Raw genomic sequence first — 15,009 nt, forward strand, 5'->3', positions numbered from 1 at the left:
GGCAATCCAGGCATGCCGAACAGTGGCATGCCCGGATAGGGCAGCTCATCAATCCAAAGCCTCCAGCTGCGCCATCAAGTCGCTCAGGCGATCCACTTTCTCCTCGGTGATCACGCTGGATTCCAGGCCGTCGATATAACCGGCCAACTCCGAAACCGTGCTGCACTCGAACATCGCCCGCAGCGGCACCGTGCGCTGCAAGGCGTTCTGCACCCGTGAAGCAATTTGCGTGGCGAGCAGCGAGTGACCGCCCAGTTCGAAGAAGTTGTCGTGGATGCCGACCTGTTCGACGTTAAGCACCCGCGCCCAGATATCTGCCAGGGTTTGCTCAAGATCATTGCCCGGCGCAACGTAGGCGTGATTGTGCAACTGGCCGATATCCATGGCCGGCAGCGCCTTGCGATCCAGCTTGCCGTTGGCGTTGCGCGGCAACTGCTCAAGCAACAGCCAGTGCAGCGGCACCATGTAATCCGGCAATACCGCACGCAAACGCGCCTTGATGATTTCCGGCAACTCGCCCGCCTGATCGGCACCTGACACCAGATAGCCGACCAGATACTTGCCGTTCGGCCCTTCCTGCACCGAAACCGCAGCGTCATGGATTTCCGGCTGTTCATGCAGCCGCGCTTCGATTTCACCCAGCTCGATGCGGAAACCGCGAATCTTCACCTGATGGTCGATGCGCCCGACGTATTCCAGCACCCCGTCAGCCCGGCGCCGCGCCAGATCGCCGCTGCGATACAACCGCTCCCCCGGCGCGCCAAACGGATGCGGGACAAACACCTGAGCCGTGCGCAGCGGATCGCCCACGTAACCCCGGCCTACACCGGTGCCAGCAATGCACAACTCGCCGATTGCACCCAAAGGCACCAGTTCCAGCGCGTCATCCAGCAGGTACAAGCGGTTGTTATCGGTGGGCGTGCCGATCGGCAGATAGCTGCCCTCGGTCGCGGCTTGATCGACGCGGAAGAACGCCACGTCATCGGAACATTCCGCAGGCCCGTAAGCATTCACCAGGCCGATCTGTGGATAACTCAGCAACCATTGATGGGCCAGTTCCGGCGCCATGGCTTCCCCGGTCGGCAGCATCCAGCGCAGGCGCTCCAGGGGCAGACGCTCTGCCGCGAGCATGCCTTGAATCAGTGACGGCACGCTTTCCAGCACGGTGACGCCGCTGCTCTGCACATGTTCCAGTAGCGCCTGCGGATCGTGAGCAATGATGTTCGGCACGATATCCACCCGCGCGCCGAACAGCGGCGCGGCGAGGAATTGCCAGACGGAAATATCGAAACTTTGCGACGCGGTCTGCGCAATCACATCGAACTGATCCAGTTGCAGATACGGCACCTTGCTCAGTTGGTTGTTGAGCATGCCGCGCTGCTCGACCATCACGCCTTTGGGCTGGCCGGTCGAACCGGAGGTGAAGATCACGTAGGCGAGGTTATCCGGCCCGGAATAAATCCCCGGATTGAGCACCGAATGCGAGTCCTGCTGCACTTCTTCCCAGACCAGTAAGCGCGGTTTGCCAGCGCAGGAGAAGCCTTCGAGCAAGCCCAGCGCCTGCTCACGATAAGCGGCGGTGCAGACCAGCAGCGGCGTGCCGCTCTGTTCGATGATGCCGCTCAGGCGCTGATCCGGCAGACCGGGGTCCAGCGGCAGATAACCCGCGCCAGCCTTGAAGCTGCCGAGGATCATACCCAGCAGATCCAGGCCCCGTTCCGCCAGCAAAGCGATCGGCTGATCAATGTGCACACCAGCCTCGCGCAAGGCATGGCCGAGGCGATTGGCGTGACGATTGAGGTCCTGATAACTCCACTTGCGCTCCAGACACGTGGCGGCGATGCGCTGTGGATGAGCCTCGACCTGGGCTTCAAACAGCCGCGCATAGCCGTGCTCAAGGGGATAGTCATGCTCACTGCGGTTGCAATTCTCGATCAGGAATTGGCGCTCCGTATCGGCCAGCAACGGCAAATCCGCCATCGTGCCCTGAATGCCATCGGCCAGCGCCAGCAGCAGGCGCTTGAACTCGCCCAGCAACCGCTCAACGGTTTCGCCATCGAAATAGCGCTGATCGAACGACAGATGCAGCCCCAGCTCGTCGCCCGGATAACACACTGCTGTGAGCGGGAAGTTGGTGTGGGTGCGACCGGAATCCGAACTGGCGCTCAGGCTTTGCGCGCGATCCAGCACAGACACTTCCACCGGGGCGTTTTCGAAGACGAACAGGCTGTCGAACAACGGCTGGCCCTTGGGCAGTTCACTGCATTCCTGAATCTGCACCAGCGGCATGTATTCGTGCTCGCGCAGTTGCAGGTTGCTGTCGAGCAGGCCGTGCAGCCAATCCAGCACCGAACGGCTTTCGTCATCCGCAGGCAGGCTGACCCGCAGCGGAATGCTGTTGATGAACAGCCCGACCGTGCGCTGCATGTGCGGCATGTCCACGGGACGTCCGGCCACGGTGACGCCGAACACCACATCACGCTCGCCGCACACCCGGCGCAGCACCAAGGCCCATGCGGCCTGCGCGAAGGTATTCACTGTCAGCTGATGCCGCTGGGCCAGATCCTTGAGACGCAGCCCATCCTGAGCATCGAGACGCGTGTAGCGGTCGCCGACAATCATGCCGCCGCTGTGACCGGCGTGTTCACGCAGCAACGGGCGATCCACCGGAATGAACGTGGTGCGTTCGAAGCCCAGCAGATTGGCACGCCACCAGTGTTTCGACTGGGCAATGTCCTGACGCTGCAACCAGCCAATGTAGTCGCGATAACGCGGCGGCGCGGGCAATGCCGCTTCGCGTCCTTCGCCGAGCGCGGTATAGATTTCGAAGAAGTCGCTCATCAGCAAACCACGGCACCAGGCATCGATAAGGATGTGGTGGTTGCTCATCATGAACCAGTAACGCCCGGCGCCGATGCGGATCAGGCGCAAGTGGAAGGGGGCTTCGTGCAGCAGATCGAAACCGGCCTCGCGCTCGCTTTTGAGCAGCGTTTGCAGGCGCTCTTCATGGCCTTGCTCAGGTTCGGCGCTCCAGTCGACGAACTCGATACGGGTGGCGCCAGGCTTGTGGATGATTTGCAGCATTTGCTCGCCGCTGTCCCAGCAGAACGACGCGCGCAAGGCTTCGTGGCGGGCGACCACCGCTTGCCAGGCCTGAGCGAAACGTTGCGGGTCGATTTCGCTGTTGATGCGGTAACGGTCCTGCATGTAATAAATCCCGGTGCCCGGTTCCAGCAGCGTGTGCAACAGCAAGCCTTCCTGCATCGGGGTCAGCGGATACACGTCTTCGATGGCCGCCACCGGGATCGGCAGCGCATCCAGTTGTTGCTGGCTGAGCCTGGCCAGCGGGAAGTCCGACGGCGTCAGGCCGCCCGCATCGTCAGCCAGGCAATGAGCGATCAGCCCTTGCAGCTCGGTCAGATAATCATTGGCCAGGGCGTCGATGCTTGCCGGGTCAAAACGCTCGTGGCTGAACGTCCAGCGCAACACCAGTTCGCCGCCGTACACTTGACCATCAATGCTCAACGCGTTGGGCAACGGCGCCTGCTCGTCGTGGGTCGGGCCGACGTCGGCGTCCAGCGGTTTGAACAGCGCGTCGGCGGCGAAACTCTGATCGAACTGGCCCAGATAATTGAAGGTGATCAAGGCTTGGGGCAATGCGGCCATCGCCTGCCGACACGCGTCATCGGCCAGATAACGCAGCACGCCGTAACCCAGACCTTTGTGCGGCACGCTACGCAGCTGTTCCTTGATGGCTTTGATCGACGGCGCCAAACCGGCGGTGTCGGCGACGTCCTGCGGCACCAGGCGCAACGGGTACGCGCTGGTGAACCAGCCGACGCTGCGGGTCAGGTCGAGGTCATCGAACAGGGTTTCGCGGCCATGACCTTCCAGCTGGATCAGCGCGGCCTTGTCGCCGGTCCAGCGACAAACCACCCGCGCCAGCGCGGTCAGCAGCAAATCATTGACCTGAGTGCGATACGCGGCGGGCGCCTGTTGCAACAACTGGCGGGTGCGTTGCGCATCGAGGCGCACGCTGAGGGTTTGCGCCTGAGCGTTCAGCTGACGGCCTTGGGGATGATCGAACGGCAAGCTGCTGCTGTCGATCAACTGGCTTTGCCACCACTGCAATTCTTCACGCAGCGGCTCGCTGACGGCATAGGTCTGCAAACGCTGGGTCCAGTCGCGGAAGGCGCTGGTTTTCGCCGCCAACGCCTGCTGGCGATAAGCCGATTGCAAATCATCCAGCAGAATCCGCCAGGACACGCCGTCCACCACCAAATGGTGAATGGCCAGCAGCAGTTGCTGCGGCGCCTTGCCGTCGCTGACCAATACCGCGCGCAACAACGGCCCGCGCTCCAGGTTGAGGCTGCGTTGCGCGTCGGCGAACAGCTCCGGCGAGGCGTGTTCCGCGCGCCACAATACGGCGCATTGCTCCATGGGCGCGTGCTCGGCGCTCCAGAGGCCAGCGTCGCGTTTGAAGCGCAGGCGCAAGGCATCGTGCTGCACCAGCACGTCACGCAGCGCTTGTTCCAAGCGAAGCGGGTCGAGGGTTTCCGTGGGTTGCAGCAGCACGGACTGGTTCCAGTGGTGCGCCTGGGGAATCTCGCTGGCGAAGAACCAATGCTGAATCGGTGTCAGTTTCGCCGCACCGAGGATCGGTCCTTGTTCGGCGAGGATCTGTTCCACACGGGTCGCTACGCTGGCCAGAGTCTGCACGGTCTGGTGCTGGAACATGTCACGCGGGCTGAAGTGAATCCCCGCCTGACGCGCCCGACTCACGACCTGAATCGACAGAATCGAATCGCCGCCCAGTTCGAAGAAGTTGTCCACCAGGCCGACCCGCTCGACATTCAGCACGGCGCGCCAGATCGCTGCCAACGCCTGTTCCAGCTCGCTTTGCGGGGCGATGAACTGTTGGCTATTGTGTTCCGGGTCCGGCGCTGGCAAGGCGCGGCGGTCGAGTTTGCCGTTGGCGGTGAGCGGCATGCTGTCCAGCACGATCAACTGCGCGGGCACCATGTAATCCGGCAACTGGCTGTGCATGTGAGTGCGCAGGGCATCACGCAGCTCAGCCGTGTCGCCTTCGCCGACCAGATAACCGACCAGTTGCTTGCCGCTTGGCGCATCCAGCGCCAGTACCACGGCCTCGCGCACGGCGGGATGTTCCAGCAGGCGACTTTCGATTTCCCCCAGCTCGATGCGGAAACCACGAATCTTCACTTGGTGGTCGATGCGACCCAGGTATTCCACCAAGCCATCGGCCCGCTGGCGTACCAGATCGCCGGTGCGGTACATCCGGCCGCCGTTGGCGCAGAACGGATCAACGACAAACCGCTCGGCGGTCATGCCCGGCCGTTGATGATATCCACCGGCCAGCCCGGCACCACCGATGTACAGCTCGCCGGTCGCGCCTTGAGGCAACAAAGTCAGGTCGGCATCAAGAATGTAGGCGACTCGCGCCCCAACCACACTGCCAATCGGCACCGTGGCTACGCCCTCTTCCAGCGCTTGCGGCGCCAGACACGCCAGCGGCATGACCACGGTTTCGGTCGGGCCATAGGCGTTGAAGAACTGTTCCGGCTGGAATGCAGCGCGGATGCGTTGCAGGTGTTCGCCGGTCAGCGCTTCGCCGCCAGTGATGCACATGCGCACCGGCAAGCTTTGCTGCTGGCTGGCCAGCCATTGTGCCAACTGGCTGCCGTAGCTCGGGGTAAAGCCGAGAATATTGATCTGCTGTTCGCGGACCAGCTGGCAGATTTCCTCCGCATCCCATTGCCCTTGAACGCGCATCACGACCCGCGCGCCGCAGAGCAACGGCACCAGAAGGCGTTCAGTCGCGGCATCGAAGTTGATCGAATAAAAGTGCAGCTCGCAATCGTCGGCACGCATGCCAAACCGCTGGATCACCGCCCGGCAATGCATGGCGATTTCCCCATGACCAACCGTCACGCCCTTGGGCTTGCCGGTGGAACCGGAGGTATAGATCAGATAAGCCTGATGCTGCGGCAAGGTGAGGTTGGGTAGATTGCTGGCTTCATAAAACTCTGCCTCCCGTGGGAGCGAGCTTGCTCGCGAAAGGGCCGATACAGCCGACGTATTTTCAGAGTCTGCAACACCGTCTTCGCGAGCAAGCTCGGCTCCCACAATTCCGTTCTTCTTCAGGGGATATCGGGCAACGCCCGCAGGCAACTCGACCAACGCGTCAAACAGTGCCGCATCACCCAACAGCAGACCGATGCCGCTGTCTTCAATCATGTAATGCAAGCGATCCAGCGGGTATTCCGGGTCCAGCGGCACGTAAGCGCCGCCAGCCTTGAGAATCGCCAGCAGGCCGATGACCATTTCGTGGGAGCGCTCCAGCGCCAGGCCGACCCGCACTTGCGGGCCTACGCCGCGCTCACGCAAGGCACGGGCCAGCTGATTGGCGCGGCCGTTGAGCTGGGCGTAACTCAGGGTTTTTCCGGAGAACGTCAGGGCGCCAGCCTCCGGGGTTTTACGCGCCTGCTCCTCGAACAGCCCATGAATGCACTGCGACAGATCATGCTCGCCCGCCTCTTCGCCGAGACCGGTAATCAGGCGCGCCTGTTCGGCAGGATCAAACAGTTGCAACTCACTCAAGCGCTGGTCGGGATCGGCGATCAAGCCTTGCAGCAAGTTGCGCCAGTGCTCGGCCATGTGTGCAATACGCGGCTCATCGAACAGATCGCGGCTGTATGTCAGACAGCAGCCCAGGCGCTGGTCGAGATCGGTGACTTCCAGATTCAGGTCGAACTTGGTCGCGTGGGCATCGTTGACCAGATAATCCACAGCCATGCCCGCCAGCGTGCGGCTTTGCTGGAATTCCCAGCGCTGCACGTTGCACATCACCTGAAACAACGGGTTATACGCGGCACTGCGCGGCGGTTGCAGGGCTTCGACCAAATGATCGAACGGCAAGTCCTGATTGGACTGGCCTTCAATGACGGTCTGACGCACTTGCTCGATCAACTGCGCAACGCTCATCTGCCCGTCGAGCTGGCAACGCAGCACTTGAGTATTGAGGAACGCGCCGATCAACCCTTCGCTTTCCGGGCGGATCCGGTTGGCGACCGGCGCGCCGATGCGCAAATCCTTTTGGCCGCTGTAGCGATAGAGCAGCACCGCCAGCGCGGCGGTCATGGTCATGAACAGCGTCAGACCGTGCTCGGCGTTGAAGCGGCGCACCTGGGCGGCCAGTTCGTCGCCCAGATCGAAGCGATACAAGCCGCCGCGATGGCTTTGCACCGGCGGACGCGGACGGTCGCCGGGTAATTCCAGCAGTGGGTGTTCATTGCCCAGCTTGGCGGTCCAGTAATCCAGCTGACGCTGACGCTCGCCGGATTCCAGCCATTGCCGCTGCCAGACGCTGTAGTCCAGATACTGCACTGGCAGCGGTTCAAGGGGCGATTCGCGATCATCGACGAAGGCTTCGTACAGCGCACTCAACTCCCGGGCGAAGATATCCATCGCCCAACCTTCGGTGACGATGTGGTGCAAGGTCAGGACAAAAAAGTGTTCCTGCTCGGCGGCCTTGACCAGACAGGCGCGCAGCAACGGGCCGCGTTCCAGGTCGAAAGGCGCGTGCGCCTGAGCATCGGCAAATGCCTGCAACTGCTGCTCTCGGGCGCTTTGGCTCAGGCTGGAGAAATCCTGCCATTGCATATGCACGGTCGATTCGGCAGCAACCTGCTGACAGGCCACGCCATCCACACTTGGGAACGTGGTGCGCAAGGTTTCGTGACGAGCGATCAAGGCTTGCAGCGCCGCTTCGAAGCGACTGATGTCCAGCACGCCGCGCAACCGCGCCATGCCGCCGACGTTGTAGGCCGGGCTGTCCGGCTCCAGTTGCCAGAGGAACCACATGCGTTGCTGGGAATAGGACAACGGCACCGGCTGACTGCGGTCAACCCGCTGAATCGGCTGTTGCCGATTGCTGTCGCCCGCCAGTTGAATCCGCGCAACCTGCTCGGCAAACGCGCCCAGCTCGCTGGCGTCGAACAACACCCGCAACGGTAATTCCACATCGCAGGCCTGACGCACCCGGGAAACGATCTGCGTGGCCAGCAATGAATGCCCGCCCAATGCGAAGAAGTCGTCGTTCAGCCCCACTTGCTGCAAACCCAAGACCTCGCGCCAGATGGCGGCGATTTGCTGCTCAAGTTCGGAGCGCGGTTCGACGTGGACGCGCTGCTGCCAGTGCGGCTCGGGCAAGGCGCGGCGGTCCAGCTTGCCGCTGGGGCTCAGCGGCATTTGCGCCAGACGCATCAGCTGCGCCGGGACCATATATTCCGGCAGCTCGGCGGCCAGCGCGGTTTTCAGCTGTTCGGGAGTAATCTCGCTGTCAGCCGTGTACCAACCAATCAACTGCGCGCCAGCCTGGGTTTCGCGGACCAGCACCACGGCTTGCAACACATTGGGTTGGGCCAGCAGGTGCGCTTCGATTTCTTGGGGTTCAACGCGGAAGCCGCGCAATTTGACCTGCTGATCGAAACGCCCGAGATACTCGATCACACCCTCGGCGGACCAACGCGCCCGGTCGCCAGTGCGATACAAACGCGCGCCGTCCTCACCCAACGGGTCGGGCACGAAACGCTCGGCGGTCAACTCGGGTCGGCCCAGATAACCACGGGCCAGGCCGATGCCGCCGATGCACAGTTCGCCGGGCACGCCAGCTGGCAGCGGATTGAGTTCGCTGTCGAGAATCCGGCACAACACGTTGCCCAACGGACGCCCGATGGGCGAGCGCGGGCCGTCTTCAATCCGGCACTGCCAATGGGTAACGTTGATGGCGGTTTCGGTCGGGCCGTAACGGTTGTGCAATTGCACATTCGGCAGCTGCGCCAGCACCCGATTGCGCAGCTCGGCGGGCAAGGCTTCGCCACCGGAGAAAATCCGTTTCAGGCTATTGCACGCACTGACTTGCGGGTCTTCGATAAACAGCTGCAACAGCGGCGGCACGAAGTGCAACGTCGTTACGCCGAATTGCTCGACCAGTTCGATAATTCGCCTTGGGTCGCGATGCTCTCCGGGCGCGGCGATCAGCAGTTGGCAACCGGTGATCAGCGGCCAGAAGCATTCCCACACTGACACGTCGAAACTGACCGGCGCCTTTTGCATCAGCACATCGGCAGCCGTCAGCTGATAAGTGGCCTGCATCCATTGCAGGCGCTCCGCCAGCGCCGCGTGGGTATTGCCGACGCCCTTGGGCTGGCCAGTGGAACCGGAGGTGTAAATCACGTAGGCCAGGTTGTCGCCATTGAGGTGCAAACCCGGTGCGCTGCGTGGCCAGTTGCCTAAATGCAGGGTATCGAGCGTGATGGCGGTAAGGCTTTCATCCACCGGCAAATCGGCAAGCAAATGGCTTTGGGTCAGCAGCAATTGGACGCCGCTGTCACGCAGCATGAAACTCAGGCGCTCGCGCGGGTATTCCGGGTCCAGCGGCACGTAGGCACCACCGGCCTTGATGATCGCCAGCAAGCCGATCAGCAGTTGCGGCGAACGCTCGGCACAGATGCCGACGCACACGTCCGGGCCGACGCCTTTGTCGCGCAAGTAATGCGCGAGCTGGTTAGCCTGGGTATCGAGACTGGCGAAATCCAGTTGCCCGCCGTCCCAGACCAGCGCGATACGTTCCGGTGTCAGCGCCGCCTGCTCGGCCAGCAACTCCGGCAACCAGCGCCTGGCGGGCGGGCAAGGTGCGCGACTCCATTCCTGTTGCTGGGCCTGCTCGGCAGCGCTAAGCAGCGAGAGGTCGCCAATGCACTGCGTCGGTTGATCGCTGACCTGCTGCAACAAGGCGGTGAAATGCTCGGCCATGCGCTGCACGGTCTGCACGTCGAACAACTCGGCGGCATAATCGAAATGCAGCGCCAGACGCCCGCGATGGTCTTCTTCGCTGTGCAATTGCAGGTCGAACTTGGCTTCGCGGCTGTGCCACGGCAGCTCGTCGGCGAGCAGCCCCGGCAAGCGGCGCAGCGCGCTCAGGTCCCGTTGCTGATGGTTGAACATCACTTGAAACAGGCCTTGCTCCCGTGCATGGGGCATAGCTTCGAGCAACTGCTCGAACGGTAAGTCCTGATGGGCCTGAGCGCCGAGGGCTGCCGCTCGGGCTTCGCGCAACAATTGACTGAACGGCTTGCGTGAATCCACGGCGCCGCGCAGCACCAGCGTATTGATGAAAAAGCCCACCAGACCCTGGGTTTCAAGTCGCGGGCGGTTGGCACCGGGCACGCCGATGCGAATGTCGGTCTGGCCGCTGTAACGATGCAGCCAAGCCTGGAACGCGGCCAGCATGACCATGAACAGCGTGGCCTCATGTTCCTGAGCGGTATACCGCAGCGCGGTGCTCAAGCCTTCGTCGAGCAACACGCTGTAACGCGCCGCCCGATGGCTGTGCGATGCACTGCGCGGATGATCGGTGGCCAATGCCAAAACAGGCTGTTCGTCGCCCAGTTGCTCGGTCCAGTAAGCCAATTGCCGCGCAGCTTCACCCGCCGCCAGCCATTGGCGCTGCCATTGGGCGTAATCGGCGTAGTGCACTGGCAACGGCGCGAGCGCCAAGGTCTGGCCTTGACTGGCAGCTGCGTAAAGCCTTGAGAACTCGTCAATCAGCACATTCAGCGACCAGCCGTCAGCGATGATGTGATGCAGCGTGACCCAGAGTTGATGTTCCTGTTCGTCGAGGCGCAGCAACGTCACGCGCAGCAGCGGACCGTTTTGCAGATCGAACGGGGCTTGCGCGTCCTGCTCCCGCGCCTCTAGGGCCAAAGCGTCGCGTTCGCGGGCGGCAAGCTGGCTCAGATCCAGGTGCTGCAAGGTAAAGGCGGACGCTGGCTCGATGCGTTGCAACGCTTGCCCGTCGCGCTCAAGGAAGCGCGTGCGCAAGGCTTCATGACGTTGGATCAACTGCTGGAAGCTGGTGGCCAACGCCGCTTGATCCAGCTCGCCGCGCAAACGCAGCGCGGCGGGAATGTTGTAAGCCGCGCTCTGCGGCTCCAGTTGCCAGACAATCCACAAGCGATTCTGCGCCAGGGATTGCGGCAAGTCGCGATCACGCTGCAGCGCTGCAATGGCGTTTTGCGTCGGCACGCCCGCAGCTTGTTGGCGAGCGACTTCAATGGCAACTTCAGCGGCAAACGTTGCCAGCGACGGCGATTCAAACAGCAAGCGCAGGTTCAGCTCCAGGCCGAGCACTTCCCGCAGGCGGGCCATGACCTGCGCCGCAGCGATGGAATTGCCGCCGAGCAGGAAGAAATGGTCGTCGGGCGCAATCTGCTCCACATGCAGCTGTTCACGCCAGATGGCGGCGATGCTGTCCTGCAAGTCGTCGACCGCGCCAGCAAGCACTCGCTCAAGATGCTGTTCATCCGGATAGCGCGCATAGCTGTCGAGACTGCCATCGGCCAAACCCTTGGCGCAGGCGGCGCGTTGCAGCTTGCCGCTGGATGTCTTGGGCAGCGCGCCGGGATTAAGCAGCAGCACGACGCCGGGCGCTTCCTGAAACGCCTCGGCAACGGTTTGCCGAATGGCCTTGATCAACGCCTGCGGGGCGAGGATTTTCTGCACGCTGCGGCTGACTTCTGCGGCGATACCAATGCTGTCCACACCGTTTTCGTTGATGGCGAACGCCGCGACCCGGCCCTTGCGCACTACGTCCACTTCGCGCTCGATGGCTTGCTCGATGTCCTGTGGATAAAGATTGTGGCCGCGCACAATCAGCATGTCTTTCAGGCGGCCGGTGACGAACACTTCGCCATCACGGATAAAGCCCAGATCACCGGTGCGCAGCCAGATGCGGCCGTCGCGCTCGACAAAGGTTTTGGCGCTGGCTTCGGGATTGCGCCAATAACCATGGGCGATGCTCGGGCCGCTGGTGCAGATTTCGCCAACCTGATTGTCGGCCAGGACTTCGCCGGTTGCAGGTTCGACGATCTGCACCGCGTGGTCCGGCTGACTGCTGCCGCAGCTCAACAACAGGCTGCCGCTGCCCGGTTCTGCGCGATTTTGCGTGAGGGCTTGCGTGTCCACCTCAAGCTTGCCGATGCCTGATCCACGTTGCCCGCCGCTGACGAACAGCGTCGCTTCGGCCAGGCCGTAACAGGCGAAGAAACTCTCTTGGGAGAAGCCAGTGGCAGCAAATTTGCTGCTGAACTGATCGAGACTGTCCTGCCGGATCGGCTCGGAGCCGGAGAACGCCACCCGCCACTTGCTCAGGTCCAGTCCGGCCATGGCCGATTCGCTGATCCGTTCGCTGCACAGGCGATAGGCAAAATCCGGCGCACCGCTGATGGTTCCGCCGTATTCGCTGATGGCTTGCAGCCAGCGCACCGGCCGCGCCAGGAAATATCCCGGCGACATCAAAACGCATGGCACGCCGCTGAAGATCGGTTGCAGCAGCCCGCCAATCAGCCCCATGTCGTGATACAGCGGCAGCCAGCTGACGATAACGTCGTCCGGGTTCAGGTCGATGCCAAAGCCGCGCCGGATCAACAGTTCATTGGCAACTAGATTGCCGTGAGTGACTTGCACGCCTTTGGGCAACGCCGTGGAACCGGAGGTGTACTGCAAAAAGGCGATATCGTCGGCGTGCAACTCCGTCGCGTGCCAGTCATTGGCCAGCGCATCGTCAAGGCTGTCGACGCACAACAATTGCGGCGCGTTGGCATTGTGCAGTTGCTCCATTTGCAGCAGTGAATCGCGCAGCGCGGCACGGGTCAGAATCAGGCGCGGTTCGGCGTCGGCGATGATCGACAGCAGACGCTCCTGATGATGGCGACGAGCCGACTCGGGCGGATAAGCCGGCACAGCGATGATCCCGGCGTACAGACAACCGAAGAACGCGGCCACATAGTCCGGACCGCTGGGGAACAGCAGCACCGCACGCTCGCCGGGATTGGCCCGGGCCTGCAATGCAGCGGCGATGGTTCGCGCCCTCAGATCCAGCTGGCGATAGCTGAGCACCGCGCCTTCGCTGGCGTCTTCGGCAAGAAAACGCAGGGCAATTCGATCAGGCTGGCGGGCCGCACGTTGTTGCAGGGCCTGCACCAGAGTGTTGGGGAGTTCGAATGCGTCGATCATGGTTGTTCCTGCCTGAGTCTGGCTTGCAATCGGGAATGCCGGGGATGGGCGCGCCGAATGCGCGCCGGGTATCGCGGTGTGAATCAGCTGGCCGCTGCGGCGGGTGAGCGTTGGCGGCTGGCACGCGCCAGATGCTGCTCGGCATAGCGCCGCAGACAACGCAGCAACGCGCCTTCCTGTTTCTGCAGAAAAAAGTGATGGCCTTCGAACATGTCCAGAGAGAATCCGACGGTGGTTTCATCCTGCCAATCGAGCAGTTCTTCAACCCCCACGCTGTCTTGCTTGCCGCCGAACACATGGACCGGCATCGGCAGCGGTTCGCGCGGCAGGTATTCAAAGCTGCCGCACAACAGGAAGTCGGCGCGGAGAATGGGCAGCATCAGCTCCATCAAATCGCGGTTGGCCAACGCGTCCTCGGAGGTGCCTTGCAGGGTTCGCAAGCGCTCGATGAGCTCGGCGTCGGTCTTGGCAACGCGGTATTCGCTGACATCACGCCGCGCCGGGCCAGCAGTAGCCGAGGTGAACAGGCATAACGGCGCAGGCGCGCCCAGATCGTCCAGCGCGTGGGCCAGCTCGTAGGCCAGCAGCCCACCGAGACTGTGACCAAACAGGGCGTAATGCTGATCCGGCGTCCGGGTACATTGCTGGCTGACTTCCCGCGCCAGCTGCCTGGCCAGGCCTCGAATATCGGTATGCAACGGCTCGTTCATGCGCATGCCGCGTCCCGGCAATTCCAGCGGATGAACTTCAAGCCATTGCGGCAATGCCCTTCGCCAGCGGCTGTAAACCATGGCGCTGGCGCCGGAATACGGCAGGCAGAACAGGCGCAAGCTGTTGAAGGCGCTCACTTCAGGCCACCACTTTGTCCTGATCCATCTTCTGTCGCAGGCTCAACGGGCGCATGTCCGTCCAGTGCTGCTCGATATATTCCAGGCATTCCTTCTTCAGGCCTTTCATGCCAACCGCCCGCCAGCCATTGGGGATCGCCTTGTAGTCGGGCCAGATGGAGTACTGCTCTTCGTGATTGCACACCACTTGGAAGGTGAGGTCTTCGCGATCAAATACCATGTCATTCTCCTGCTGCATGGGAGCCGGGCGGTGAGCCGGCACTGTCACCAAGGAGAACGGATGGGATTGCGAATTAATTAGTAACAGGTGGTTCTGCCAAGTCTGCGCGGCCCACGAGCCATCAGAAAGCCAGCAGTAAAACTTGCGGTTAGTTATATTTCTCAATTGACAATAATTATCATCCAGCCTAATTTGTTGCCCGGTGTGTAGGGGGTTTCTCCTACAAAGCTTCAGCTGCCCATTGCTGCAAGGTGATTTCCATGCCGGAACAATTATCCACAAGTACGTGCGATTCACCGTTACTCCAGGCGTTCGTAGAAAACCGCCTTATCCTGGTCAAAATCGCTGCCCGGATTACCGGTTGTCGATCAAGGGCTGAAGACGTCGTGCAGGATGCCTACTTCCGCCTGCAATCCGCACCGCAGATCACTTCGTCGATCAAGGCGCAACTGAGCTACCTGTTCCAGATCGTGCGCAATCTGGCGATCGATCACTATCGCAAACAGGCCTTGGAACAGAAGTATTCAGGCAGCGAGGAAGAAGGACTGAATGTGGTCATCCACGGCGCATCTCCTGAAACCTCGCACATCAACTTCACGACCCTGGAAACCATTGCCGATGCCTTGACCGAGCTGCCGAGCCGTACCCGGTATGCTTTTGAAATGTATCGTCTGCACGGTGTTCCGCAAAAAGACATCGCCAAGGAACTGGGCGTGTCACCGACCCTGGTGAACTTCATGATCCGCGATGCCCTGGTGCATTGCCGCAAGGTGTCCCGCCAGGAACCCCGCGCTCTTCGTCGCTGACAGCTATCGGGCAGGTCATCCCTGCCCGCGCTGCGCA

4 protein-coding genes are annotated in these 15,009 nt (G+C 61.9%); 1 reads left to right on the plus strand and 3 read right to left on the minus strand.

Annotated features, from left to right (window positions below):
- Positions 1-48 precede the first annotated feature (48 nt).
- The 3 genes from AFK24_RS03940 to AFK24_RS03950 form a co-directional block, all read right to left on the minus strand.
- Complete coding sequence (locus AFK24_RS03940; protein ID WP_065831999.1) at positions 49-13,098, minus strand: non-ribosomal peptide synthetase; 13,050 nt, start codon at positions 13,096-13,098, stop codon at positions 49-51.
- A gap of 83 nt (positions 13,099-13,181) precedes the next feature.
- Complete coding sequence (locus AFK24_RS03945; RefSeq protein ID WP_065832000.1) at positions 13,182-13,946, minus strand: thioesterase II family protein; 765 nt, start codon at positions 13,944-13,946, stop codon at positions 13,182-13,184.
- A 1-nt stretch (position 13,947) separates the two neighbouring features.
- On the minus strand, positions 13,948-14,166 hold the full coding sequence (locus AFK24_RS03950; RefSeq protein ID WP_020289209.1) for an MbtH family protein: 219 nt from the start codon (positions 14,164-14,166) through the stop codon (positions 13,948-13,950).
- Positions 14,167-14,426: 260 nt separating this feature from the next.
- On the opposite strand from AFK24_RS03950, the gene AFK24_RS03955 reads away from it, so the two are divergent.
- Positions 14,427-14,972, plus strand: a complete 546-nt coding sequence (locus AFK24_RS03955) for an RNA polymerase factor sigma-70 (protein ID WP_020289208.1) — start codon at positions 14,427-14,429, stop codon at positions 14,970-14,972.
- Positions 14,973-15,009: the final 37 nt, after the last annotated feature.

This window comes from Pseudomonas syringae (assembly GCF_001698815.1).
In the GTDB taxonomy this organism is placed as follows: Bacteria; Pseudomonadota; Gammaproteobacteria; order Pseudomonadales; family Pseudomonadaceae; genus Aquipseudomonas; species Aquipseudomonas syringae_A.

Bases quoted from the DNA above. Each gene is read 5' to 3' on its own strand.
- AFK24_RS03955 (WP_020289208.1), top strand. From the start codon at position 14,427: ATGCCGGAACAATTATCCACAAGTACGTGCGATTCACCGTTACTCCAG.
- AFK24_RS03940 (WP_065831999.1), bottom strand. From the start codon at position 13,098: ATGATCGACGCATTCGAACTCCCCAACACTCTGGTGCAGGCCCTGCAA.
- AFK24_RS03950 (WP_020289209.1), bottom strand. From the start codon at position 14,166: ATGGTATTTGATCGCGAAGACCTCACCTTCCAAGTGGTGTGCAATCAC.